This is a genomic window from Rhizobium sp. 01L419 (assembly GCF_056400025.1).
Map to the genome: position 1 here is coordinate 1 of NZ_JBFTSM010000037.1, position 21,221 is coordinate 21,221.

A 21,221-nucleotide genomic window follows, 5' to 3' on the forward strand; every position below is an offset into this window, starting at 1 on the left:
GCGCTTGCCGCCTGCCTGCAGGTCGACGCCATCTCCTACAATGCCTTCATTCAGGAACAGAGCCTCGGCATCCACTACAACAAGGGCAACGACATCCTCGACTACATCTCCAACAAGGAGGTCTTCCAGTATGCCGACGGTTTCGTCTCAATTCCGCAAGGCCCCGGCCTCGGCGTGGAGGTGGACGAAGCCTATGTCATCGAGCGCGCCAAGGAAGGCCATCGCTGGCGCAACCCGATCTGGCGTCACGAAGACGGCAGCTTCGCCGAATGGTAAGGAGAGATGGTCCTATGTCGAAGCGCCTAAGCAACAAGCGCATCCTGGTGGCGGCCTGAGCATTCAGCAGCATTCGGCCTGACTGATTGATACCGGATTGCTTTTATCCGATCTCGAGTATCCCACGCAATCTGGATCGCGGGTCCACGATTAGATTCCCTTCAAGAGCCGTATTCCGTTTTTCGACCACAGAAATTGTCGGGTTGACTTTACACGCTTCCGCAGAGCAAGCGGGAGGGAGCCTCGCATTGATGTGCTCGTCAATAATGCCGGAGTATGACCCCACCGTTGATGAGGACCGGACAAGGTTTCGAGTTCCAGTTTGGGGTCAATCAACTCGGCACCTTCGCCCTTACGTCGTTGCTGCCGCCCAAATTGGCCGAAACGCGAGGGCGAGGGTCGTTGTGACTTCCAGCATCGCGCATTCGACCAGCAAGCTTGCCAATGCATGTTCTTCTTCAAGCTGGACTGGCGCCTTCGCGCCGCCGGCTTGCCCGTGATTGCAGCGAGCCGCCATCCGGGCATGACTGCACAGCCTCAGGTCTTCGGCAGATCGAAGAGCGACACCATGTCCGGCGACCAGGCCGGTTCGTAGACGAGGTCGACGACGGCTCGGTTTACGCCGGCAATATCCTCAACGCGCTGACGCGCCGCCTCGGCAATATAGCCCGATGCCGGACAGAAGCGGGTGGTCGTGGTCATCTTGATCTTCACGACAGCAGACTCGGTGACATCGATTTCGTAGACCAGACCGAGGTCGACGATGCTCGTTCCCATTTCGGGGTCTTCTATCTCACGCAACGCATTGCGTACGTCCTGTTCCGTCACCTCAGACGCCAGCATTGTTCTGATCTCCCGTGGTTGTCCTGATCATGATTCGATAGGTCTTGCCGGAAACATCGAAATTGCCGACCCATTCGTGGCCCCGTGCCTTCAATTCGTTGAAGAGGAAGACAGGTTCCCGGTTGAGAAGGGCAAACAGAACCTCGCCGTCCTCCATCGTCTCCAGTCGAGATAGAATGCGCTCCATTGGTTCAGGTGGCGCAAGGTCGGTCAGATCGAGGTTCCAGACCGGATCAGGCCAGGCCGCTTCCGTCGCGGCGACGGCGGGTTCCGTCCGCTGGATGGGCTTGTTCGGAATGAACTCGATTTCCCAATCATCGTCAGCCAGACGCCTTGCGACATGTGAGTAGCCGCGCTTTTCGAGCTGGCGGATCAATGGGACGGGCTCGAATATCGCACGCAGCTTCAGACCCTCATCGGGATTTAGGCCGTCGAATGTGTCCATGATGAGCTGGAATGGCATCCCGCCATTGCGCAGAATCTGTCGGACGTCGAGTTCACGGAACTGAACCATTGGCGTTACCTCTGTGGTTTGCGGCGACGAACAGCGCCGGTTTATGAAATGGTGCGGTCTTGATCCGGGGTTCTACGTTCGCCAGCGCGCGGGCGAGCACCAGCTCGAAGATGAGCGCGAAGGTCGATGCGGTTTGCACGACTGCGAACATGCGAAAACCCATGTCCGATCCAAAGCAGAGCGCGATCGCGGCGCCAACTACGGAAAGGTAGAAAAGGCCAAGCCAGACGCCGGCCCGGCGTCCGTTGATTAGTTTGCCGAGCTTCGGCGTCGGCCTGCGGCCAAGAAGCGGGCCGAAGGCCTCGATCCAGGTGAGAAATGGAACGATCTTCAAGAGCTGGGCGAGACCGAAGCCGGTGAGCCAGCCGAATACGAAGAGATAGACGATCGCCGACACGATACGCGTCTCTGCCTCGAGGAACAGGGACAAGGCAAGAAGGGCGACGGAGAGGCCGAGCATCGCGAAAGCCGGCAACGAACCCAGCGTATTCAGTTCGAGCCCCGGACGGCGTCTGGCGCGATATGTTCTGTAAATTTCGAAGAGGTAGGCAGCAACAATCAACGCAAACAGCAAAGCGGCCGACAGGAAAACGGCGCGCGCCAAACTGGGTGCGACGGCAGCACCGATCGCTGCGGTCGACAGAAGCAGAACCGCCAGCGTGCTTGATCGGCGAATGAGCTGAGCCCTGCGCATATCGTCGGACAGCAGAAACATCGGAAGCAGCTTGTAGCTGACGCCGATCGCCGCGAATGTCATCCATCCGCCAAGGCCGAAGCTCGCATGGAAGGCCACGGTTTCCATGCCATAGGCGACGACTGCGGGTGCTCCCACCAGGCCGGAGATCGTCAGCGCGAACAGGGCGCCGAAGGCGGTCGTGACGAGAAGGCAGCCAATACCGAGGAGAACGAGGAGAGAGGCGGTATGCACCCGTCTTCCCCGCCATAGCAGCACGCAGAGCGGCAGCGAGACAACGGCGATGGAAAGTGAAAGTGTGACGCAAGCCGCGATCATGACCGGGCCGGCAGCTGCGGACCCGACAACGATCAGGTGAAAGCCCAGCATGAGAAGCGCCGGGCCGGCGAGCAGACCGGCAAATGCGATCAGGTCGAAGTGGCCGGCAGGTCTGTCATTGCCTGTCAGGACCGGCGCGAACTGAAGCAGTGAGCCGATCATGAGAAGCAGAAGCCATCCGAGCGTCACAGCATGGACGATGGCAAGCGCTCCAGGTTCGGCAACATCGAGAGAAGGCATCCAGACGCCGGCTGCCAGCAGGCACTCTGCCAGCAGCAGGTAAGACAGCGCCGCGCCGAAATACGACATCGTCCACCGCGACAGGGTCGTGCCCACGGGCATCATGGCGCGTCTCCGGCGCTAGTGGCTGCCGCAGCAGCAGTCGCAACCCGCATCAAGGCGAGTGATTTTCACGCGCCAGACATGCGGTCCCTGTTCCAGATATTCCCAGGAGAATTTTCCGGGCAGGGCGGTGTCGAGCTGGTACTGAAGGGGACGGGGTTCGTGGTCGCTGGTGATGTGGAGGCTCTGGCCCGGCGTCAGCGAATTCAACGTGCCGAAGATCCGGGGATGGCGTTCGACGGGCGGCAGGATCCGCACGTCGATGTGCGCAATAGCGGTCTGGGTGGCTGGCGCGTCTGTCATTATGGCTGTTTCCTTTTGCCGCGAGATGACGAATGACCGGACCGCGGCGTGCCCTGTATCGGAGCGGAAGATAGCCGGGTGCAGAATAGGCGACTTTGACAGTGAGCAAACAACCGGGCGATTTTGTCTTGTTACTCTCGGCGCTCGCCGGTGCCTGGCTCATTGTTGTCAGCGTCATGCGGGTCGTTGTTGATCCAGGACAAGGAAGGCTGCCCCTTCGTCGGCATATGCACATCATGACATTCTCATGAAGGAAGCCGAAATGTCCGATGCCCTGATCGCCAAATATGGCGAGGCCCGCCTGCCACGCTATACCAGCTATCCGACTGCGCCTGCGTTTTCGCCGGCTGTCGGGCCGGAGCAATATGCACACGGTCTTTCAGAGGTCGCAGCCTCGGGACCCGTCTCCGTCTACCTGCATGTTCCCTTCTGTCGCTCCATGTGCTGGTATTGCGGCTGTCACACGACGATTACGCGCCAGGATGCACCCGTGCTCGAATATCTCGACGTCTTGAACCAGGAGATCGAACTGGTATCGCAGGCGGCCCGAAACGAGGTTCCAGTCAAGAATGTTCATTTCGGCGGTGGCACGCCGACGATCATGAAGCCGGACGAATTTGCGAGCCTGATGAACAAGCTCAAGAGCGCGTTTCAGTTTACGAGCGACTGCAGCGTTGCGGTGGAGATTGATCCGCGGACCCTGTCGGGCGCAATGATTGCCGCTCTTGGTGAGAACGGCGTCGACCGCGCAAGCCTTGGCGTCCAGAGCTTCGACCCGGTGGTCCAAAAAGCGATCAACCGGATCCAGAGCTTCGAGCAGACCCAGGCCGCCGTGACGGGGCTTCGAGGCTATGGTGTGACGAGTATCAATTTCGATCTTATCTACGGACTTCCGTATCAGACCGTCCAATCCTGTATTGAGACGGTGAGAACGGCGGTCGAGCTGCGGCCGGAGCGTTTCGCCGTTTTCGGATATGCCCACGTGCCGGCGTTCAAGAAGCACCAGCGGCTGATCGACGAAGCTGCACTGCCCGATGCCACGCAACGCAACGAGCAGGCCGAGGCGATTGCCGGGGAGCTGGAGGGCGCCGGATATGTTCGTGTCGGCCTCGACCACTTCGCATTGCCCGACGATCAGCTCGCCATTGCCTCGCTCTCGGGTACGCTGCGGCGGAACTTCCAGGGCTACACGACGGACGAATGCGAAACCCTGATCGGCCTCGGGGCCTCAGCAATCGGACGGTTGCCTGGTGGCTACGTGCAGAATCATGTCGCCCTTGGACGCTATGCCGAGCAGATCGCTTCCGGCATTCTCGCAACGGCCAAAGGCTATGGGCTGACCGGTGAGGACAAATTTCGCGCCAAAGTGATCGAACGGCTGATGTGCGACTTCAAGGTCGATCTCGCAAAACTCGGCGCGGAAGACGGCTATGATGCCGGCTTCCTCCTCGAGCGGAACGACCGGCTGGACAGCCTCGTGTTGGATGGCGTGGTGACGATCGAGAATGGTCGCATCGCCGTCTCGAAGGAGCATCGCTTCCTGGTTCGTGCCGTTGCAGCAGCCTTCGACGCCTATCTCGGCTCCTTCGGCCGGACGCACAGCAAGGCGGCATGATTCCTGCTGACCGCCACGTTTTGACAAGCAGCAGGCGATCGGCGGCAAGCGCCTGCCGGTCATTCCTCGCCCCCTGATGAATGCAGAGAAAACCAGGCTGGAGCGATTCCGCCTGGTTTTCGCTTAGAGGCGGCTCGGTCTTTCGCGCCGCTAAGCCGTCAAACTCCGGTAGATCGCAGGCAGCGCGCTCGGTAATTTCGAAATGTTCGAGACGAGTGCGAACCCGGATCTACCGAAGATTGCCGGCAGGTAGTCGCCGGCGCTGCGATCGACCGTCACGGCGAAGACCGCCTGTCCTTTCGTGCGCGCTTCCATAACGGCCTTGCGGCTGTCTTCGAGGGCGAAGCGACCCTCGTAGTGATCGACGTCGTTGGGTTTGCCATCCGTCAGGATAAGCAGCAGCTTCTTTCTTGCGCCGTCGCTTTCCAGCTGCCTGGACATGTGCCGGATGGCCGCTCCCATGCGTGTATAGTAACCGGGTCTGAGGCTGGCGATACGGCCGGCGGTTTTGGCTGAGAAAGTCTCTTCGAAATCCTTGATGGTGTCGATGCGAACCCAGTCGCGACGCCTGGACGTGAAGGTCTGGATGGCAAAACGGTCGCCGCAGGATTGCAGACCGCGGGCAAGGACGTCGAGCGCCTGCATTTCCACGTCGAGAACCCGGCGATTGTCGACCCAGGAGTCCGTCGACAAGGAGACATCGACGAGGATCGAGGTTGCAAGTTCGTGGCTGGCGGGGCGGGCGCATCCGTAGATGCGGTCGTCCGGCTGACCGGTGGCGATAAAGTCGATGCGGGAGCGGATGGCCGCTTCGAGATCGATCTGATCTCCGTCCAGTTGAGCCCTTCGCAGTTCCCGCTTGGGGCGGAGCGTCTCGAACTGGCGCCTGACCTTGCGCACGAGAGCGGCGTCGCTGATGATTGCCTGGTCCACCTTGTCCGACGGCGAGCCGACCACCACGCGGCAATGGTCGGCAAGATATTGGCTCTTCCGGAAATCCCATTCCGGATAGGTGAACTCCCCGTCTATCATCGTCGGGTCGGCGGCTTCCGGCGAGAGATCCAGGTCGAAATGGAATTTGGATTTCGGCCGTTCGCGCGTTTCGCTGAGCGTGATCTCCTCGAGCTCATTGGCCGCCGCCGGATCGTCCTCTTCGCTGTCATCGCTCGGGCGGTCGACATTGACCATCTCCGCCATGGCGAGGATCTTCTCGAAGCGGTTCAGTATGAAGGGGTCGCGCTTGCGGTCGTCAGCGTCACGTTTGCGCGTCGCCTCATGCGACGGTCGCGCCTGTCGGTCGTCACCTGCCTGATCGGATGGAAGGTCATCGCGTTCGGATGGGCTTAACTCGCTGCGGCCCCTGAAATCCGGCCAGATCGGCAAAGGCAGCATCGGCAGGTAGCCGGCGGGGGCGGCCGCTATCTTCGGGCGAATGGTGTCGGGAAGGGGATGATGCAAGGGAACGGTGAGTGCCAGCTGGGCGAATTCCTCAATCCACCGTTCCGCTTGAGGAAGCCTCCCGCGCCTCCGGCAGCCGAGCAGCGCCTGGGTCAGCCGCCCATAGCGTGCCGCCATTCCGGGAAACTTCTGGATGACCAGGGCGGAGTTTTTCCGACCCGTTTCGATCCGCCACAGATCGGAAAGAGCCGGATCGGCAGGGGACGAAACGGACGGTGCGGTCGCTACATAGGCGGACAGCCAAAAATAGAGATCCCGGTTGAGCGAGCGCTCGTCGAAAAGATCGACAACATCAGGCAGATGGATTGCCGTGCCGTCCCAGCCCGGATGGTCGGACCTCTCCTCGCCGAGGCCGATGACTTGTCTCAGCCGCAGCCTGTGCATCGAGGTTTTCTGCCGTGCTCTCTGGATCTGCAGCGTAGCGTCTCCGCCGAATGCCCTGAAGCAGACGGCAAGCTGCGGTCTTAGCTCGGCAAGGTGAACGGCCGCAGCAGGATGATGTGGCCATGAACTGGTGTCGCCGACCAGCCGATGCCAGGCGCGCCCCACCGTCTCTTCGAGTTCCAGAAATTCCAGCATGCTTCACCTATCCGATCGCGGCCCTGGCCACCTCGACGAGGGCGGCCTTGACGTCCGGTTCGTCTGTCAACGGCTCGATAATGGCTGCCCGTACCGCGTCGATTGCTGGCAGGCCGGCGTCGATAAGCGAAGCGCAGTAGATCAACAGGCGGGTCGAAACGCCTTCTTCCAGGTCCTGGCCCTTGAGCGCGCGCAGGCGCCGGGCAAGTTCGACGAGTGGAGCGACCCTGGCCTCGGCAAGACCGCTTTCCAGGGACACCGTGGCGATCTCCCGTTCTGGCGGAAGAAAGTCGAATTCGATCGAGACGAACCGCTGTCGCGTGCTGGGCTTCAGCGCCTTCATCAGGTTCTGATACCCGGGATTATAGGAGACCACGACCATGAAAACGGGACCGGCTTGCAGCACTTCGCCGGTCCGCTCGAGCGGCAGGATACGCCGATCGTCCGTCAACGGGTGGAGAACCACCGTCACGTCCTTGCGCGCCTCTACGATTTCATCGAGGTAGCAGATGCCGCCATCCCGAACGGCCTTGGTGAGTGGCCCGTCCATCCAGACCGTTTCGCCGCCCTTGAGAAGGTATCGGCCGGTAAGATCGGCGGCCGTGAGGTCGTCGTGGCAGGAGACCGTCGACAAAGGCAGGCCGAGGCGGGCGGCCATGTGCTGCACGAAGCGGGTCTTCCCGCAGCCGGTCGGCCCTTTCAGGAGGATCGGGAGTTGTCGCGTCCAGGCGTGTTCGAAGAGTACGCATTCGTTACCCTGGGGCGCGTAGTGCGGTATTTCAACGTCGGGATTGAGCGGATGATTGAAGGCTATCGTCATCATTGTTCTCCAGAAAAATGGCCCGCCTCATTCGGCGGGCTGGACCACTGGGCTTGCGACGCGCGTCCGTCCGGGAACGAGCACCGACCAGATGAACATCAGGGCGCTGATGAACACGAAGATGCCGGAGCCGAGTCTCACCCAGTAGAAGAGGGCGAGCTGATCCTGGACTTCCATGTATGACTGGCCGAGGACCCGCTGCAGGTGCACCTGGATGATGCCGGCGAAGGTGAGCGCGAAGGTCATGACCGACATGGCAGTACACATGATCCAGAAACTGGCGATCGACAGCCATTGATTATAGGGGGCGCGGCCGCGGATCTGCGGGACAGCATAGGCCATTGCCGCAAGGTTGAGCATCACATAGGCGCCGAAGAAGGCCAGATGTCCGTGGGCCGCGGTGACCTGCGTGCCGTGCGTATAATAGTTGACCGACGAGAGCGTATGCAGGAAACCCCATACGCCTGCACCAAAAAATGCCATGACCGAGCAACCTATCGACCAAAGAAGGGCGGCCTTGTTTTCGTGCTTGCGGCCGGCGCGCCAGGTCATGACGAAGGTGAAGACGACCATGGTGAAGAAGGGTGCCACTTCGAGCGTCGAGAAGAGCGATCCGATCCACTGCCAGTAACCAGGGGCGCCGATCCAGTAATAGTGGTGGCCGGTGCCGAGGATCCCTGAAAAAAGCGCCAGTCCGATGATGACATAGAGCCATTTTTCAACCACTTCCCGGTCGATACCGTTCAGCTTGATCATCAGGAAGGCGAGCACCGAGGCCATGATCAGTTCCCAGACGCCCTCGACCCAGAGGTGGACGACATACCACCAGTACATCTTGTCGAGTGCGAGATTGACGGGATTGTAGAAGGCGAAGAGGAAGAAGATCGCGACACCCCATAGGCCGAAGAGCAGGATGTTGGTGATGGTCGTCTTTCGTCCCTTGAGCGCCGTCATGGTGACGTTAAAGAGGAACATCAGCGCCACGATCACGATCCCAACCTTGATCGCGAAGGGCTGCTCCAGAAACTCGCGGCCTTCATGAATATGGAAGAGATAGCCGACGACGGCGACTGCCGCCGCGATCAGAAAGATCCAGAACTGCGCGATTGCGATCCTGGTGCTGAAGAGCTCGGTTTCGCATTCCTCCGGCAGCAGGAAATAGGTCGTTCCCATGAAGCCCATGAGCAACCAGACGATCAGTGCATTGGTGTGGATCATGCGTACGATGTTGAAGGGCAGTTCGACGGATAGCGTGTTGGGCAGCACGTAAATGGTGCCGGCGAGCACACCGAACAGGAGCTGCGCCATGAACAGGCCGAGAGCTCCGTAAAAATAGAGCATTGCAATGCTCTGGGTCTTGTACTTCATTTCTATACCCTCTCGCTGTCAGCCGGCCTGGTTCGGGGGCCAGTTTTGAGTGTTGATCTTGCTGACCCATTCGAGGAAGTCGGCAAGGTCATCGACCTCCCGGTCTGTCAGATTGAATTGCGGCATCTGCCGTCGACCTTCGATGCCGGAGGGTTGTGCCGCCATCCATGCGTGGAGCGCTTCGCGGGCATTCGCCGGATCCTTGTCCCCACCCCAGCGGATCCAGACGTTCGACAGTTCCGGCGCGAAGTAGGCGCCCTCGCCATCGAGGGTGTGGCAGTTGATGCAGGCGTTCTTTTCCCAGACATGTTTCCCCCGGGCGACGCTTTCCGTCAGGGTCGCCTCATCCGTGGAGACCGTCCGGATGTAGTAGTGACTGTGGGCCGTCAGGCCCACGAATATGGCAAAGAAGAATGCCGACCCGCCGTAGAACACGTTTCGGGCCGCGGTTTTTGTCAGGCGTTCAGCCATCGATCATCCTTTCATGTCAGTGGCGGTGCCGCCGTGACGTCGGAAATCGAGCCAGCGGGCTCGCTGGAAGGGAATGGCGGAATTCGACCGTGAGCTCTTTGCTCATTCGCAAGCAATCGGATGATTGCACGATGGAGGCATGCGCAGTGAGGCGTGCAAGAGAAGCCTGCGGCCGGGGGCGACCGGCTGGCACACCGCAATTTTTGAAGAGTGAAGCGAAACGTCAAACAGACAATTGCAAGGTGGCGCCCACGACCGCGATCAGCAGCACGAATGCCGCCCAGGACGACAAGGCCGCGATCAACGGCGTCCGCGCCCCACGAAGCCTGAGAAAATCCAGCACGACCAGGCGGATCTTGATGATGGCGATGGCAGCGATCACCAAGGCGATCAAAGCCGGAGGCACCCCGTCCGGCAGGGCACGCGTCAAGATGAACATGCAGCCCGTCAGAACAAGGAGCAGCAGCAAGGCGCGCGAGCAGTTCGGACGATCGGAATGTTTCATAGCAGGTAGATCACCGGAAACATGACGAGCCAGACGATGTCGATCACATGCCAGAGTGTCGTGATCAGATGGACGTTTTCCCGCGTCGGAAAGACCGCGACGAGGACGAGGATCATCGATCCGAACGCCACATGTGTCAGATGAAACCCGGTGATCAGAAGATAGAGTTGCGAGAAGGGATCGCCGGAGAGAAGGGATGCGCCTTCGAACGCATATTCCATACATTTGAGCCCGCCGAAGACGACCCCGCCCAGCGCCGCCGCTAGAAGCATCATGCGCCGGCGAGGAATTGCGCTCTGTTCGACCGCCTTGGCAGCAAACCAACCGCTTGCCAGAAGAACGATCGTGTTGACGATCGGCAGGGTGTGATGAAGCTTCGCTTTGCCGGCTGCGAATGTTTCCGGATGCAGCACGGAGGCGACGACGAACGCCGTCAGCAAAGCCCCGAAGGCGACCAGCTCGCTCCAGGCGAGGATCCATACCAAAAGATCGCCGTTGTCGGTATCGCGCACGTCTTGGCCTGAGATTGTCGAGGTCATGGCCGGTGTTTATGACGAGGCAGAGCCCGCGTCTTTGTAAAACCGCAAACAAGCGTGCGTCCCTCCGGATGAGCCGCTCGTCGAGCCGGAGTCTCTTTGATCGATCTCAAAGAAGCGCCCGCCGTGACTGGCTATCCTGCGCCCGCAAAGGAGAGCTCATGAGCGACGCACAAATCGGACTTTCGATAGCAACACCCGTCATCGTGATCTTCGCGATCATGCTCTACAGGATGGGCGTGCTGCAACGGACAGGCGTCGTGACTGCGGTCATCGCCGCGATCGCCATTGCCGCGAGCCTGTTCCTCCAGAGGTGAGCGATGAGCAGCACGAAATGCGCTTTTCACGAGCTCGAAGCGCGCTATGGCGAGCTCTTGTCCTGGTGCGATCTTCTTGAGGCGATCGCCGATTTTCTGCCATGCCACATTAATGAGCGGCTCTGCGGCGCGGTCGCCGACGGGCTCCTTCCTCTGCTTCTGACCAGTCACCGACTGGAGGAACAGATTGGTTCGGGCTGGTTGGGAGCGATCATGAGCGGCAGCGAGCGATCCGAGACGGAGGACCACCTCGAGGCTGGTCGACTTTTCAATCTTGAGTCGGCGCAGGATGTAGTCGAGGTGCTACAGGCGCTGCAAGATGGCCGCTGCTTGCTGTCCTTCGACGCGGTCAACTACCTGCTCAGATCGTTCTTTTGTGCCTTGCGTCGGCATATCGCTGCCCAGCGTCGGATCATTAGGCGGATAGACGAGCCATCCAGGGCGAGCTCGGCATGGCGTGATCCAGGCAGGCCTATCGTCTAGTCGGTTCCTGCCGGAAGGTCGCCTTCGAGATGGACGAGGTTGAAGTCGTCGATCAGCACCTGAACGTCCACTCTCCAGCCTGCGATATCTGAAAGCGGCAGGTTACTTGCGGTCCATGTGCCATCGGCAGCATTTGCGAGGCCGTACTTGAGAGGCTCGATCCCCCGCAAGGCATTACGCAGGCCCAGAGACACGCTTCGTGGCTGCATCGGATCGAATTGCGGCGTCAGGATCGAAACGCGGATATCGGTCGTGCCTTCAGGTTGCGGCGTCAGTTCGAGTTCCGCCATTGCCTTCTGCCCATGGAGGTGGAGCGACACCGGCGGTTGGGCATGCGCATATTGATATTGCCCAGGGCCCGCAAAACGCCACAGCGAGGCGGCAGCGACGATCAAAAGCGCCAGCCCGATCTCTCCGCTAATGCTCAGCCCAGCCTGCGCCGGGCAGCTGGGTCTCCCGCCAGTGCCGGAGCGGTGAGCCAAAAGCGGTTGTAGAGCGCCAGCATGCACAAGACTGCGATAAGGCCGATCTTGATGACCAGCACACGCGCAAACAGCGACGACCATGCCAGGTCGATGCGGGGTACTTCCATTATCGCAAGCAGCAGTCCTGCCAGCAGCATCAGGACGAAGGGGATGGGGATCAGGTGCGAGAAAAACCGCAGCGACCGCTGATCGTCCACAGTGCGGCTGAGACCCAGGAGCGGCAGAAGACTGCCAATCCAGAAAAGCATGACGGCAGCGTGCAGGAAGATCGATGTCTGCGCGATGAAGCGAGGCTGCGCCATGGAACTGTGGCCAGTCAGCGTGAAGGAGAGTGAGGCAAGGACCAGCGCAGTGGCCGATGCTATGCGCGCCGATCGCGAAGGGAGGGCTGAGGTCATGACCGCAAGCACAATCGCCACAAGCCTGAGACATTGGGCGATCCCCGTTTGGTCAGAGAATGACTGGGCGATCGGCTCCAGCCCGGCCCAGACGAGACCCACGCCAATGTCGTCCAGCCCCTGAAGTTAAAGCCCCGTCAAGACGAGCAAGATCGCAAGGGTTGCCAGGGCAGGGGACCCGGCGTGCGTCCTTGCCTGATCGAGCCAGCGATTGAAAAATGCGCCGCCGACAATGATGGCGAGAACGACCGTCGAACCGATATCGACAAACCAGATGGCGGCATGCAGTGCCTTTGACGACACCTCGGAAATATTGCTGGAGTGTGCCGACGGTTTGCCGACATGATAGACGATGGATCCGCCGATCGGATGTCCATCCTCCGATACCACCCTGTAGCTGACGATCATTGTGCCGTTTGCGCGGGAAGCGGGAAGGGACGCTTCGATTTCGGTACCCCCCAGAACTCGCTGAAATCTCTCTGGCTGCTCCGTCGGCGGTGATCATGCTAAAGCGAATGACCCTGACGGTTTCGTTGAAGCGCAGCAGGACTTTCTCCTGCGCGACGGGGAGAATATCGTTATTTGCGGGCGAAGATGCGATCAGGACGGCGTGGGCGTCGGCTCCCGCCGCCATGATCAAAATCAGCCCCGCGACACGCGCGAGAAGGCAAAAGGCCGCCCAGAGGGAAAAATTCCGCGCCATGGGCGACCATCTCCCAATCCGTCTCAGGAATGAGGCGGCGCCACGACGTCGAAAAACGGCGCCGGGGTCTCATAGTCATCAGAGGTCTTGCCGGCAGCAGGAATGTCGATCCAGCGCTCGACGGCGCCTTCGGCGCATTCCTGGACGACGGGAACGTATATGCGTGTGGCCGCAGTCAGTTCCTTCGCGACGGTGGCGCGAAACACGAATTCATCATATTCGTCGTCGACAAGCGAGCCGCCTTGCCACACGATCTCGGTGAGGCCTTCCTTGACCTGTTTGCCATAGAGATCGTAGCTCTTTTCGTAGGTTCCGCGGATTTTTTGCAGCGTCCAGCCCGCCTTCGGCATCGGCTTGGCAGACAGCAATCCTTCAGGGATTTTCACCCGGATCCTGATGGTTGCCTTGCCTTCGCAGCCATGCCCCACGCGCAGCACCGCTTTGTAGGCCTTCCCGGATACCGCCTCGGTCTGCTCAAGGGTGATGTGGGCTTGCGCCGATCCGGCAATGCAAAAAATGCCTGCCACGGCGAGCGCAAAGTGTTTGATCATGAGATGTCTCCTGGTCCACAGGTGGGGCGCATGGCGCCGCCACCTGTGAGGGCCTGCTTTATTGCGTGACCTGCGCGACCTGCGCGAGATCGGCATCAAGGCGCTTGCGCACCATGTTCGGAAGCTTGGCGGTCTTGATGACTTCGAGGTTGGCAGGGTTGTCGCCGACCTGGATCAGCGCCACCATGCCCATGCCTGCGTGCGGCGTGCACTTGATGACATAGGCGCCGGGAACGTCGAATTTGGCCTGGTATTGCTCGCTCGGCTTGGATTTGAACTCCGCAGCCCCATCCGGAATAAGGCCCTTGTAGGTCTCGGCATTGTGGCTCTTGTCGGTGGGCACGAAGGTAACGGTGTCGCCCGGCGCGATCTTGGCGAACCCCGGCTCGAAGACCATCACGCCGTCAGCGCCCTTGTTGAGCATCTGGATCTGATGGTCGGCGGCCATGAGCGGCGCTGCCGATGCCATTAGAGCTGCCGCGGCAGCGATCAGTCCAAATTTCAGACGCATTGCATTTCTCCTATCGTTCGCGGCCGATCCTGGCCTCGGCTGCGGTTCTAGGACATGCACGCGTATCACTCTTTGATGCCCGTCAAATTGGCGGCGCCAATTCGGATGAGCGGGTGTTCGCCCGGTCTGGTTTTGAAGACACGCAGCCAAACCGGCGGGCAGCCGGCAATCACGTTGATGACGGCATTGACCCGTGGGACGATCATGACGTCTTACAAACTGTTGGAGGCTAGCTGGTCGAGGCCGAAGCATGGCGCTCGCAATAGGTGGCCAGCAATGCAACCAGCTGGTTGACGAGGCCGTTAGTCCGATTCCAGGGCGCGCAGTCGCGCCTCTAATAGATATCTATCCGCCCGGCGAGCTGTCGGGTCCATCGGTGCCCCCGACCCCGTCATCGGCAGAATTCATCGCGGCTTCTTCTGTGGCCGGCGGCCTCAGGAGAAGCCGTGGATGCACGTTCGCGTGCGCGGAACCTTCAAGAAAGATTCCGGCGGACAATCGGATTGCTGGATTTTTGAGAAGGTCCACGCCCGCCCGCCTTACCGGGCGTCGATCAGCTCTCGCACTTTCAGGGCAAGTTCGCGTGCCGTGTAGGGCTTTCGAAGCCATTGCGCGCCGGCGATGACCTCGTTTGCCGCCAGAGCCGGCTCCGAATAGCCTGATGTGAACAGCACGGCGAGGTCGGGCCGTTCGGCGCGCGCCGCCCTTGCCAGCTCGTCGCCGGTCATGCCTCCGGGCATGACGATGTCGGTGAACAAAAGCGCGACGTCGGGCTGGTTCTTGAGCAGGTCAAGTGCGCGTCGGCCATTGTCGGCCTCAATCACCGCATATCCCATACCGGCGAGCCTGGCGACCGCAACCCTGCGGACGCGCGCGTCGTCCTCGACGACAAGAACGCGTTCATCGCCACCTGGTAATGCGGCCTCGACCTTGTCACCGACAGTCGCTTCGTCCCGTGCGCTGGCACTTGAAAGAGCGGGCAGGTAGACGCGGATCGTCGAGCCGCGACCGACCTCGCTGTAAATCTGCAGGTGGCCGCCCGATTGCTTGACGAAGCCGTAGACCATGCTCAGACCCAATCCGGTTCCAGACCCGACTTCCTTGGTGGTGAAGAAGGGCTCGATCGCGCGCTTCTTGACCTCCTCGGTCATGCCGTCGCCGGTATCGCTCATCGAAACGAGGACAAAGTTTCCGCTGCGGACTTCCGGATACATTTTCGCGTAGTCGGCATCGAGCTGCACACGGGAGACCTCTGTGGTCAAAGTGCCGCCCCTGGGCATGGCGTCGCGCGCGTTCAGAGCGATGTTGAGGATTGCGTTCTGCAGTTGCGAGCTGTCGACCAGCACGTTGAAATCGGACCCAGAAAGGACGGTCGACAATCGAATGTTTTCCCCGAGCGTCCTTCGTAGCAAGTCCGAAAAGCCGGTGACGAGCTGGCCGAGATCGGCCTGCTTCGGGTTCAACGGCTGGCGTCTTCCGAAGGCCAGCAGCTGCCCGGTAAGCTTTGCGCCGTCGGCTGCTGCATCTTGGGCCTCCTGCAGCATGTCGCGCAGCGGGCCTGCCGGGAGCTTGTCCTCGATCATCTCCAGATTGCCGCTGATCACGGTAAGCAGGTTGTTGAAGTCGTGCGCCAGCCCGCCGGTCAATTGACCCACGGCTTCCATCTTCTGGGCCTGGCGAAGATCCTCCTCGATCTTGAACCTGCTTGTCAGATCGCGAACGAAGCCGGTGAAGATGCGTTCGCCGTCTGCCGTCGCCTCGCCGACATGAAGCTCGATCGGAAACTGGGTGCCATCGGCGCGCTGGCCCGTCACGACGCGACCATAACCGATGATCCGCTTCTCGCCCGTCTGCATGTAGTGGTCGAGATATCCGTCATGGGCAGCGCGATAGGGTTCAGGCATGAGCTTCCTGACGTTCTGGCCGCAGATTTCTTCGGAGGTGAAGCCGAAAAGCGTCTCGGCCGCCTTGCTGAATGACATGACATTGCCGCCCTGGTCGATGACGATCATGGCGTCAGGCACAGTGTCGAGGATCGAGGACAGATGGGCCTCGCGCGCCCGCACGGCCTCTTCTGCCTTGCGCAGGGCGCTGACGTCGCTGTTTGCCTCGATGACGACGGGATCGCCATCGGGAAGGTTGACGAGCACGCAGCGGGTTGCCACGTGCATGTCGTGACCGTTCTTGTGACGATGAACGACCTCGCCCTGCCAGAAGCCCCGTGTCGTCAAATGCGCACGTATGGCGTCCATCGGTTCAGGGAAGCGGGTATCGAGCAAACCGTAGACGGTCTCGCCGACGGCCTCTTCGCGGGTCCAGCCGTACATATTCTCGCTGCCGATCGACCAATGAGTGATCGTGCCCTCGAGCCGGTGGACGATGATATCAGCCCCGTCGAGAACATGCACGAGCGCGTCCAGTTCCTGGGGCGATGCGGTGCGCGGCGAGATCAGACGATGGGGCATAAACGTTCGTTCCGCAATCAGTGGACGCTACCCCTATGGCAGGTTCTATCCGAAAAATCATCCACATTGCCCGATAACTGCGCGAGGCGGGCAAGATTGACGATACGCAGATTATGCCGACCGTCCGGAGTGACGATTTTCCTCTGGGCGAGCTTGCTGATCGAGCGGGAAACGGTCTCGATGGTCAGGCCGAGATAATCGGCGATGTCCTGTCGGCTCATCGGCACCTCGAGCAGCCCCTGGTGGAGTGATTCGCCGTGACGGGTCGCAAGCTTCATGAGAAAGGTACAGAGGCGCTCCTCGGCATTTTTCCTGGATAGCAGCACAAGTTGATCGTGGGCCGACGCGGTCTCCCTGCAGAGCAGATTGATATAGGCCGGCCGCAGAATCTCCGAGCGCTCAACTTCCTCGTGGAACTGCTTGCGCGAGAGACGGCGGATCTTGCAATCCGTCACTGCTTCGGCGGTAAATAAGAAGTCGCCTTGCAGGAAGGAGCCGACAACGTCACCGGCGAAGTGGAAGGCGGTGATGACCCGGCGTCCATCGCCGATGATGCGGTGGAGACGCACGACGCCCTCGGTGATCTGGAACAGATGCCGTGCGGCATCCCCCTCCCAGCAGATCGCCTTTCCTGCCTCGACCGTTTCGGTCGCCGACATCTGGAAAAGCGCCGACAGGCAGTTGCCCTGAACTGCCTTTGCGCCAAGATCGACGTTCTCGAATGCCTGGTGGCCTTGCATCAACATCCCGATAATCCCCGTGCCCTGATTGACTATGAGGCCAATAGAAAGGTGTTCAGTCACAGCGGAATGAGCGGACGGTGCCAAAGGGTAAGACTCTGTAACAGTCTGTAACAACGGACAAAGCCACGCCTTCGTTGACCTGGATCAAGGAGCGGTTGTGGGGGTCGTGACAGTCGTTCCTCAACGTACGAGAAAGGCGACCGCCCTGTGGTCGTCTGCGCACTGGGGACGTCATCATGAACTATACTGCGGAAACCATGGTGGTCGCCGTGGGAGCATTCCTGGCACTGCTTGGCGCTGCTTTCGCCCACGACCATCTATTTTCAATCCACATGGGGATATTGAGCTTCTGCCTTTTCGCGGGAACGTTGCTTCTCGTGAGAAAGGTGGATTTCTCCCCGGCGGGCCGGTTGCCGAAAGCCGATCTGACCGGCTATTTCGACGAGGTGATCCGCTACGGCCTGATCGCCACCGTGTTCTGGGGCGTCGTCGGCTTCCTCGTGGGCGTTGTGATTGCGGCCCAATTGGCATTCCCGGATCTCAACCTCGCCCCCTATCTGAATTTCGGCAGGCTTCGGCCCGTCCATACCTCGGCGGTGATCTTCGCCTTTGGCGGTAATGCGCTGATCATGACGTCGTTCTACGTCGTCCAGCGCACCTGTCATGCGCGCCTGTTCGGCGGCAGCCTCGCCTGGTTCGTCTTCTGGGGCTACCAGCTCTTCATCGTCATGGCCGCGACCGGCTATGTCCTCGGCATCAACCAGGCGCGCGAATATGCCGAGCCTGAATGGTATGTCGACCTCTGGCTGACGATCGTCTGGGTTGCCTACTTGCTCGTCTTTCTCGGCACCATCCTGAAGCGCAAGGAGCCACATATCTATGTGGCGAACTGGTTCTATCTCGGCTTCATCGTGACGATCGCGATGCTGCACGTCGTCAACAATCTCGCAGTGCCGGTCTCTTTCCTCGGCTCGAAGAGCTACTCGCTGTTTTCGGGCGTTCAGGACGCCCTGACGCAGTGGTGGTACGGCCATAACGCCGTGGGCTTCTTCCTGACCGCCGGCTTCCTCGGGATGATGTATTATTTCGTGCCCAAGCAGGCCAACCGCCCGGTCTATTCCTACCGGCTGTCGATCATCCACTTCTGGGCACTGATCTTCATGTATATCTGGGCCGGACCCCATCACCTGCACTATACCGCGCTCCCCGACTGGGCGCAGACCCTCGGCATGGTCTTTTCTATCATGCTCTGGATGCCCTCCTGGGGCGGTATGATCAACGGCCTGATGACGCTGTCTGGCGCGTGGGACAAGATCCGCACGGATCCCATCATTCGCATGATGATCGTTGCGATTGCCTTTTACGGGATGTCGACCTTCGAAGGGCCGATGATGTCGGTCAAGACCGTGAACTCGCTCAGCCACTACACCGAATGGACCATTGGTCACGTGCATTCGGGTGCGCTCGGCTGGGTCGGCATGATCACCTTCGGTGCGATCTACTATATGACGCCGAAGCTTTGGGGTCGCGAACGCCTCTACAGCCTGCGCATGGTCAACTGGCACTTCTGGCTCGCAACGCTCGGCATCGTCGTCTATGCGGCGGTCCTGTGGGTCGCCGGTATCCAGCAAGGCCTGATGTGGCGCGAATATAATTCCCAGGGCTTCCTCGTTTACTCCTTCGCCGAAACCGTGGCTGCGATGTTCCCCTATTACGTGCTGCGCACGCTGGGCGGTGGTCTCTACCTGGCCGGCGGCCTGGTGATGGCCTGGAACGTTTTCATGACCATCCGCGGCCATCTGCGCGACGAAGCCGAAATTCCTTCTGCCTATGTGCCGCAGGCACAGGCTGCCGAGTGAGGTGACACATGGCATCAATCCTGGACAAACATCAGATCCTCGAGAAAAACGCGACCCTTCTTCTGGTCGGCTCGCTGCTCGTGGTCAGCATCGGCGGTATCGTCGAAATCGCTCCGCTCTTCTACCTGCAGAACACGATCGAGAAGGTGGAGGGAATGCGTCCCTATACGCCGCTGGAGCTGGCAGGTCGCAACATCTACATCCGCGAGGGTTGCTATCTCTGCCATAGCCAGATGATCAGGCCGTTCCGAGACGAGGTGGAGCGCTACGGCCATTATTCGCTGGCCGCTGAATCCATGTACGACCATCCCTTTCAATGGGGCTCGAAACGCACTGGTCCGGACCTGGCGCGCGTGGGCGCGCGCTACTCCAACGAGTGGCATGTCCAGCACCTGTCGAACCCGCGAGCCGTGGTGCCGGAATCGATCATGCCGAGCTACGCCTTCCTCGGGGAGCAGGAGGTCACCGTCAAGGACGTCGGCATGGACCTCAAGGCGAATGTGGATGTCGGCGTGCCCTATAGCGACGACATGATCGCCAATGCGGAGGTGGACATGAAGGCGCAGGCCGACCCGAATGCCGATACGACAGCACTGCTCGAGCGGTACCCCAAGGCCAAGGTCGGCGATTTCGACGGCGATCCTTCCAAGCTCACCGAGATGGACGCCCTGGTGGCCTATCTGCAGATGCTTGGCACGCTTGTCGACTTCTCGACCTATGACGACGCCACCGGCTACCGATGAGGTGAAACATGGAAACCTACACCGCAATGCGGCACTTCGCCGACAGCTGGGGCCTCCTGGCAATGACGGCCTTCTTCATCGGAGCAGTGATTTTTACGCTCCGTCCCGGCGGCAAGCAGGCCGCCAAGGATGCCGCCAACATTCCTCTGAAGGACGATTGAGATGTCGGACAAACATATCGATGAAATCAGCGGCGTGGAGACGACCGGCCATGAATGGGACGGCATCCGTGAACTGAACAATCCGATGCCCCGGTGGTGGGTATGGACTTTCTACGCGACGATCCTGTGGGCCATCGGCTATGCCATCGCCTATCCGGCCATACCGATGATCACATCGGCCACGAAAGGCTATTTCGGTTTTTCCAGCCGCGCCGAACTGCAGCAGGACCTCGATCTGGCCAAGGTGTCGCAGACGAGGTTCCACGACATGATCGCCGCCAAGACCGTGCAGGAAATCGACGCCGATCCGGCCCTTCGCGAATTTGCGATCGCCGGCGGCGCGTCTGCCTTCAAGGTCAACTGCGCCCCGTGCCACGGTTCGGGGGCAAGTGGCGGGCCGGGTTTTCCCAATCTCAACGACGACGACTGGCTCTGGGGCGGCGACCTTGATTCCATCCAGACGACAATCGCCCACGGCATCCGTTTCGACGGCGACCCAGAGGCACATGCTTCCGAAATGCCGGCCTTCGCCGACATGCTCGACAAGGATCAGATCCGGCAGGTCGCCGCCTATGTCTGGAGCCTGACGAACAAGCCATCGGACGAAGCCCTCGTGGAACCCGGCAAGCAGCTGTTCATCGATAATTGCGCGGCTTGTCACGGCGAGGATGCCAAGGGCAAGCCGGATATGGGCGCGCCTGATCTTGCCGATGCCATCTGGCTGAAGGGCAGGGGCGAGGACGCCATCGCTCGCCAGGTCGCGGCTCCGAAGCATGGTGTCATGCCGGCCTGGTCCGCGCGCCTCGGGGACACGACCGTCAAGGAACTCACCGTGTTCGTCCACTCGCTCGGCGGCGGCCTATGAGGGGCCGGCATGATGACGAACCATGACCATAACGCACTCCTTGCACTTTATGGCACCCCGCGCGCGGTGATCCGTTCGCGTGTGTCGATGCGTGCAAAGTCCGCCCCGCCGGCCTGTGAGCAGGAGGATCCCGCAAGGATCGGCAGTTCGATCGTAAGCTTGATCTGCCTCAAAGATCACAACCCGACGAGCCGCTAGATCTGCAAACGAGGACGTCCCAGCGGCTTCTCCCCGTTGTCCTCCAGGGCCGCGTCCATCTCTCCGGATGCGGCCCTTTCTCCTTGATCGAGCGCAA

The 21,221-nt window shown here is 60.4% G+C and carries 25 protein-coding genes and 2 pseudogenes; 10 read left to right on the top strand and 17 right to left on the bottom strand.

Going from position 1 to position 21,221, the window contains the following annotated elements; all coding sequences use genetic code 11:
- The coding region (locus AC1DUP_RS35925; protein WP_477836894.1) for an enolase C-terminal domain-like protein at nucleotides 1-276 on the top strand (276 nt) is incomplete at its 5' end.
- Between the two features lie 229 nt (nucleotides 277-505).
- Nucleotides 506-799: pseudogene (locus AC1DUP_RS35930) on the top strand (SDR family NAD(P)-dependent oxidoreductase); the annotation flags it as partial.
- Nucleotides 800-813: 14 nt separating this feature from the next.
- Here the strand turns inward: AC1DUP_RS35930 and AC1DUP_RS35935 are convergent.
- From AC1DUP_RS35935 to AC1DUP_RS35950, 4 genes are read right to left on the bottom strand one after another with little or no spacing between them, the layout of a single operon-like run.
- Nucleotides 814-1,119, bottom strand: coding sequence for a metal-sulfur cluster assembly factor (locus AC1DUP_RS35935; RefSeq protein ID WP_477837234.1), 306 nt, complete (start codon nucleotides 1,117-1,119; stop codon nucleotides 814-816).
- Nucleotides 1,106-1,633 carry a DUF2249 domain-containing protein gene (locus tag AC1DUP_RS35940; protein WP_113301972.1) on the bottom strand — a complete coding sequence of 176 codons (528 nt, stop codon included), beginning with the start codon at nucleotides 1,631-1,633 and terminating at the stop codon, nucleotides 1,106-1,108. Before AC1DUP_RS35940 ends, AC1DUP_RS35935 begins: the two co-directional genes overlap by 14 nt.
- Complete coding sequence (locus AC1DUP_RS35945) at nucleotides 1,617-2,990, bottom strand: hypothetical protein (protein ID WP_477837236.1); 1,374 nt, start codon at nucleotides 2,988-2,990, stop codon at nucleotides 1,617-1,619. The genes AC1DUP_RS35940 and AC1DUP_RS35945 overlap by 17 nt, the downstream gene beginning before the upstream one ends.
- 15 nt (nucleotides 2,991-3,005) lie before the next feature.
- Entirely contained in the window at nucleotides 3,006-3,290 is a 285-nt protein-coding gene (locus tag AC1DUP_RS35950; protein WP_477837238.1) for a DUF2249 domain-containing protein, read from the bottom strand.
- 262 nt (nucleotides 3,291-3,552) lie between these two features.
- On the opposite strand from AC1DUP_RS35950, the gene hemN reads away from it, so the two are divergent.
- Nucleotides 3,553-4,905 (top strand): oxygen-independent coproporphyrinogen III oxidase, encoded by a 1,353-nt coding sequence (gene hemN, locus AC1DUP_RS35955; protein ID WP_477837240.1) that lies wholly within the window; start codon nucleotides 3,553-3,555, stop codon nucleotides 4,903-4,905.
- Between the two features lie 150 nt (nucleotides 4,906-5,055).
- On the opposite strand, the gene AC1DUP_RS35960 is transcribed toward hemN, so the two are convergent.
- The 6 genes from AC1DUP_RS35960 to AC1DUP_RS35985 form a co-directional block, all read right to left on the bottom strand.
- Entirely contained in the window at nucleotides 5,056-6,942 is a 1,887-nt protein-coding gene (locus AC1DUP_RS35960) for a nitric oxide reductase activation protein NorD (protein ID WP_477837242.1), read from the bottom strand.
- A gap of 7 nt (nucleotides 6,943-6,949) precedes the next feature.
- The gene (locus AC1DUP_RS35965; protein WP_477837243.1) at nucleotides 6,950-7,762 is read right to left on the bottom strand and encodes an AAA family ATPase; all 813 of its coding nucleotides are present in this window, start codon (nucleotides 7,760-7,762) and stop codon (nucleotides 6,950-6,952) included.
- A 27-nt stretch (nucleotides 7,763-7,789) separates the two neighbouring features.
- Nucleotides 7,790-9,130 (bottom strand): cbb3-type cytochrome c oxidase subunit I, encoded by a 1,341-nt coding sequence (locus AC1DUP_RS35970; RefSeq protein WP_477837245.1) that lies wholly within the window; start codon nucleotides 9,128-9,130, stop codon nucleotides 7,790-7,792.
- 18 nt (nucleotides 9,131-9,148) lie between these two features.
- Nucleotides 9,149-9,601, bottom strand: a complete 453-nt coding sequence (locus AC1DUP_RS35975) for a c-type cytochrome (RefSeq protein WP_113301978.1) — start codon at nucleotides 9,599-9,601, stop codon at nucleotides 9,149-9,151.
- Between the two features lie 223 nt (nucleotides 9,602-9,824).
- On the bottom strand, nucleotides 9,825-10,106 hold the full coding sequence (locus AC1DUP_RS35980) for a cytochrome C oxidase subunit IV family protein (protein ID WP_113301979.1): 282 nt from the start codon (nucleotides 10,104-10,106) through the stop codon (nucleotides 9,825-9,827).
- Nucleotides 10,103-10,645, bottom strand: coding sequence for a cytochrome c oxidase subunit 3 (locus AC1DUP_RS35985; RefSeq protein WP_477837248.1), 543 nt, complete (start codon nucleotides 10,643-10,645; stop codon nucleotides 10,103-10,105). The genes AC1DUP_RS35980 and AC1DUP_RS35985 overlap by 4 nt, the downstream gene beginning before the upstream one ends.
- A gap of 158 nt (nucleotides 10,646-10,803) precedes the next feature.
- Here AC1DUP_RS35985 and AC1DUP_RS35990 point away from each other — a divergent pair, with 158 nt between their 5' ends.
- Together AC1DUP_RS35990 and AC1DUP_RS35995 are read left to right on the top strand one after the other, a co-directional pair.
- The gene (locus AC1DUP_RS35990) at nucleotides 10,804-10,959 is read left to right on the top strand and encodes a hypothetical protein (RefSeq protein WP_007823775.1); all 156 of its coding nucleotides are present in this window, start codon (nucleotides 10,804-10,806) and stop codon (nucleotides 10,957-10,959) included.
- A 3-nt stretch (nucleotides 10,960-10,962) separates the two neighbouring features.
- Complete coding sequence (locus AC1DUP_RS35995; RefSeq protein WP_477837250.1) at nucleotides 10,963-11,442, top strand: hypothetical protein; 480 nt, start codon at nucleotides 10,963-10,965, stop codon at nucleotides 11,440-11,442.
- Here the strand turns inward: AC1DUP_RS35995 and AC1DUP_RS36000 are convergent.
- The 7 genes and pseudogenes from AC1DUP_RS36000 to AC1DUP_RS36030 all read right to left on the bottom strand — a co-directional run bounded on the left by AC1DUP_RS36000 (nucleotide 11,439) and on the right by AC1DUP_RS36030 (nucleotide 17,301).
- Nucleotides 11,439-11,732, bottom strand: coding sequence for a hypothetical protein (locus AC1DUP_RS36000; RefSeq protein WP_477837252.1), 294 nt, complete (start codon nucleotides 11,730-11,732; stop codon nucleotides 11,439-11,441). The two genes, AC1DUP_RS35995 and AC1DUP_RS36000, sit on opposite strands and share 4 nt — an antisense overlap.
- Nucleotides 11,733-11,866: 134 nt before the next feature.
- Nucleotides 11,867-12,427, bottom strand: a complete 561-nt coding sequence (locus tag AC1DUP_RS36005; RefSeq protein ID WP_477837253.1) for a CopD family protein — start codon at nucleotides 12,425-12,427, stop codon at nucleotides 11,867-11,869.
- Between the two features lie 24 nt (nucleotides 12,428-12,451).
- Nucleotides 12,452-13,028 (bottom strand): annotated as a pseudogene (locus AC1DUP_RS36010) (copper resistance CopC family protein).
- Between the two features lie 23 nt (nucleotides 13,029-13,051).
- The gene (locus AC1DUP_RS36015; protein WP_113510008.1) at nucleotides 13,052-13,579 is read right to left on the bottom strand and encodes a DUF1775 domain-containing protein; all 528 of its coding nucleotides are present in this window, start codon (nucleotides 13,577-13,579) and stop codon (nucleotides 13,052-13,054) included.
- Between the two features lie 58 nt (nucleotides 13,580-13,637).
- On the bottom strand, nucleotides 13,638-14,090 hold the full coding sequence (locus AC1DUP_RS36020; protein WP_477837256.1) for a pseudoazurin: 453 nt from the start codon (nucleotides 14,088-14,090) through the stop codon (nucleotides 13,638-13,640).
- A gap of 539 nt (nucleotides 14,091-14,629) precedes the next feature.
- On the bottom strand, nucleotides 14,630-16,555 hold the full coding sequence (locus AC1DUP_RS36025; protein WP_477837258.1) for a hybrid sensor histidine kinase/response regulator: 1,926 nt from the start codon (nucleotides 16,553-16,555) through the stop codon (nucleotides 14,630-14,632).
- A 17-nt stretch (nucleotides 16,556-16,572) separates the two neighbouring features.
- On the bottom strand, nucleotides 16,573-17,301 hold the full coding sequence (locus tag AC1DUP_RS36030) for a helix-turn-helix domain-containing protein (protein WP_113335313.1): 729 nt from the start codon (nucleotides 17,299-17,301) through the stop codon (nucleotides 16,573-16,575).
- A 233-nt stretch (nucleotides 17,302-17,534) separates the two neighbouring features.
- Here AC1DUP_RS36030 and ccoN point away from each other — a divergent pair, with 233 nt between their 5' ends.
- The 5 genes from ccoN to AC1DUP_RS36055 are packed head-to-tail and all read left to right on the top strand — an operon-like array spanning nucleotide 17,535 to nucleotide 21,124.
- Nucleotides 17,535-19,157: a cytochrome-c oxidase, cbb3-type subunit I gene (ccoN, locus tag AC1DUP_RS36035; protein WP_113301988.1), complete on the top strand. Its 1,623-nt coding sequence runs from the start codon at nucleotides 17,535-17,537 to the stop codon at nucleotides 19,155-19,157.
- An 8-nt stretch (nucleotides 19,158-19,165) separates the two neighbouring features.
- Complete coding sequence (gene ccoO, locus AC1DUP_RS36040) at nucleotides 19,166-19,900, top strand: cytochrome-c oxidase, cbb3-type subunit II (protein WP_477837261.1); 735 nt, start codon at nucleotides 19,166-19,168, stop codon at nucleotides 19,898-19,900.
- Between the two features lie 8 nt (nucleotides 19,901-19,908).
- Nucleotides 19,909-20,061, top strand: coding sequence for a cbb3-type cytochrome c oxidase subunit 3 (locus tag AC1DUP_RS36045; RefSeq protein ID WP_112546975.1), 153 nt, complete (start codon nucleotides 19,909-19,911; stop codon nucleotides 20,059-20,061).
- Between the two features lies 1 nt (nucleotide 20,062).
- On the top strand, nucleotides 20,063-20,926 hold the full coding sequence (gene ccoP, locus AC1DUP_RS36050) for a cytochrome-c oxidase, cbb3-type subunit III (protein WP_113301990.1): 864 nt from the start codon (nucleotides 20,063-20,065) through the stop codon (nucleotides 20,924-20,926).
- Nucleotides 20,927-20,938: 12 nt separating this feature from the next.
- Nucleotides 20,939-21,124 (top strand): hypothetical protein, encoded by a 186-nt coding sequence (locus AC1DUP_RS36055; RefSeq protein WP_113301999.1) that lies wholly within the window; start codon nucleotides 20,939-20,941, stop codon nucleotides 21,122-21,124.
- Nucleotides 21,125-21,221: the final 97 nt, after the last annotated feature.

What these genes read in the sequence shown, in the direction of transcription:
- AC1DUP_RS35935 (WP_477837234.1), bottom strand. Translation starts at nt 1,119, where the DNA reads ATGCTGGCGTCTGAGGTGACGGAACAGGACGTACGCAATGCGTTGCGT.
- AC1DUP_RS35940 (WP_113301972.1), bottom strand. Translation starts at nt 1,633, where the DNA reads ATGGTTCAGTTCCGTGAACTCGACGTCCGACAGATTCTGCGCAATGGC.
- AC1DUP_RS35945 (WP_477837236.1), bottom strand. Translation starts at nt 2,990, where the DNA reads ATGATGCCCGTGGGCACGACCCTGTCGCGGTGGACGATGTCGTATTTC.
- AC1DUP_RS35950 (WP_477837238.1), bottom strand. Translation starts at nt 3,290, where the DNA reads ATGACAGACGCGCCAGCCACCCAGACCGCTATTGCGCACATCGACGTG.
- hemN (WP_477837240.1), top strand. Translation starts at nt 3,553, where the DNA reads ATGTCCGATGCCCTGATCGCCAAATATGGCGAGGCCCGCCTGCCACGC.
- AC1DUP_RS35960 (WP_477837242.1), bottom strand. Translation starts at nt 6,942, where the DNA reads ATGCTGGAATTTCTGGAACTCGAAGAGACGGTGGGGCGCGCCTGGCAT.
- AC1DUP_RS35965 (WP_477837243.1), bottom strand. Translation starts at nt 7,762, where the DNA reads ATGACGATAGCCTTCAATCATCCGCTCAATCCCGACGTTGAAATACCG.
- AC1DUP_RS35970 (WP_477837245.1), bottom strand. Translation starts at nt 9,130, where the DNA reads ATGAAGTACAAGACCCAGAGCATTGCAATGCTCTATTTTTACGGAGCT.
- AC1DUP_RS35975 (WP_113301978.1), bottom strand. Translation starts at nt 9,601, where the DNA reads ATGGCTGAACGCCTGACAAAAACCGCGGCCCGAAACGTGTTCTACGGC.
- AC1DUP_RS35980 (WP_113301979.1), bottom strand. Translation starts at nt 10,106, where the DNA reads ATGAAACATTCCGATCGTCCGAACTGCTCGCGCGCCTTGCTGCTGCTC.
- AC1DUP_RS35985 (WP_477837248.1), bottom strand. Translation starts at nt 10,645, where the DNA reads ATGACCTCGACAATCTCAGGCCAAGACGTGCGCGATACCGACAACGGC.
- AC1DUP_RS35990 (WP_007823775.1), top strand. Translation starts at nt 10,804, where the DNA reads ATGAGCGACGCACAAATCGGACTTTCGATAGCAACACCCGTCATCGTG.
- AC1DUP_RS35995 (WP_477837250.1), top strand. Translation starts at nt 10,963, where the DNA reads ATGAGCAGCACGAAATGCGCTTTTCACGAGCTCGAAGCGCGCTATGGC.
- AC1DUP_RS36000 (WP_477837252.1), bottom strand. Translation starts at nt 11,732, where the DNA reads ATGGCGGAACTCGAACTGACGCCGCAACCTGAAGGCACGACCGATATC.
- AC1DUP_RS36015 (WP_113510008.1), bottom strand. Translation starts at nt 13,579, where the DNA reads ATGATCAAACACTTTGCGCTCGCCGTGGCAGGCATTTTTTGCATTGCC.
- AC1DUP_RS36020 (WP_477837256.1), bottom strand. Translation starts at nt 14,090, where the DNA reads ATGCGTCTGAAATTTGGACTGATCGCTGCCGCGGCAGCTCTAATGGCA.
- AC1DUP_RS36025 (WP_477837258.1), bottom strand. Translation starts at nt 16,555, where the DNA reads ATGCCCCATCGTCTGATCTCGCCGCGCACCGCATCGCCCCAGGAACTG.
- AC1DUP_RS36030 (WP_113335313.1), bottom strand. Translation starts at nt 17,301, where the DNA reads ATGTTGATGCAAGGCCACCAGGCATTCGAGAACGTCGATCTTGGCGCA.
- ccoN (WP_113301988.1), top strand. Translation starts at nt 17,535, where the DNA reads ATGAACTATACTGCGGAAACCATGGTGGTCGCCGTGGGAGCATTCCTG.
- ccoO (WP_477837261.1), top strand. Translation starts at nt 19,166, where the DNA reads ATGGCATCAATCCTGGACAAACATCAGATCCTCGAGAAAAACGCGACC.
- AC1DUP_RS36045 (WP_112546975.1), top strand. Translation starts at nt 19,909, where the DNA reads ATGGAAACCTACACCGCAATGCGGCACTTCGCCGACAGCTGGGGCCTC.
- ccoP (WP_113301990.1), top strand. Translation starts at nt 20,063, where the DNA reads ATGTCGGACAAACATATCGATGAAATCAGCGGCGTGGAGACGACCGGC.
- AC1DUP_RS36055 (WP_113301999.1), top strand. Translation starts at nt 20,939, where the DNA reads ATGACGAACCATGACCATAACGCACTCCTTGCACTTTATGGCACCCCG.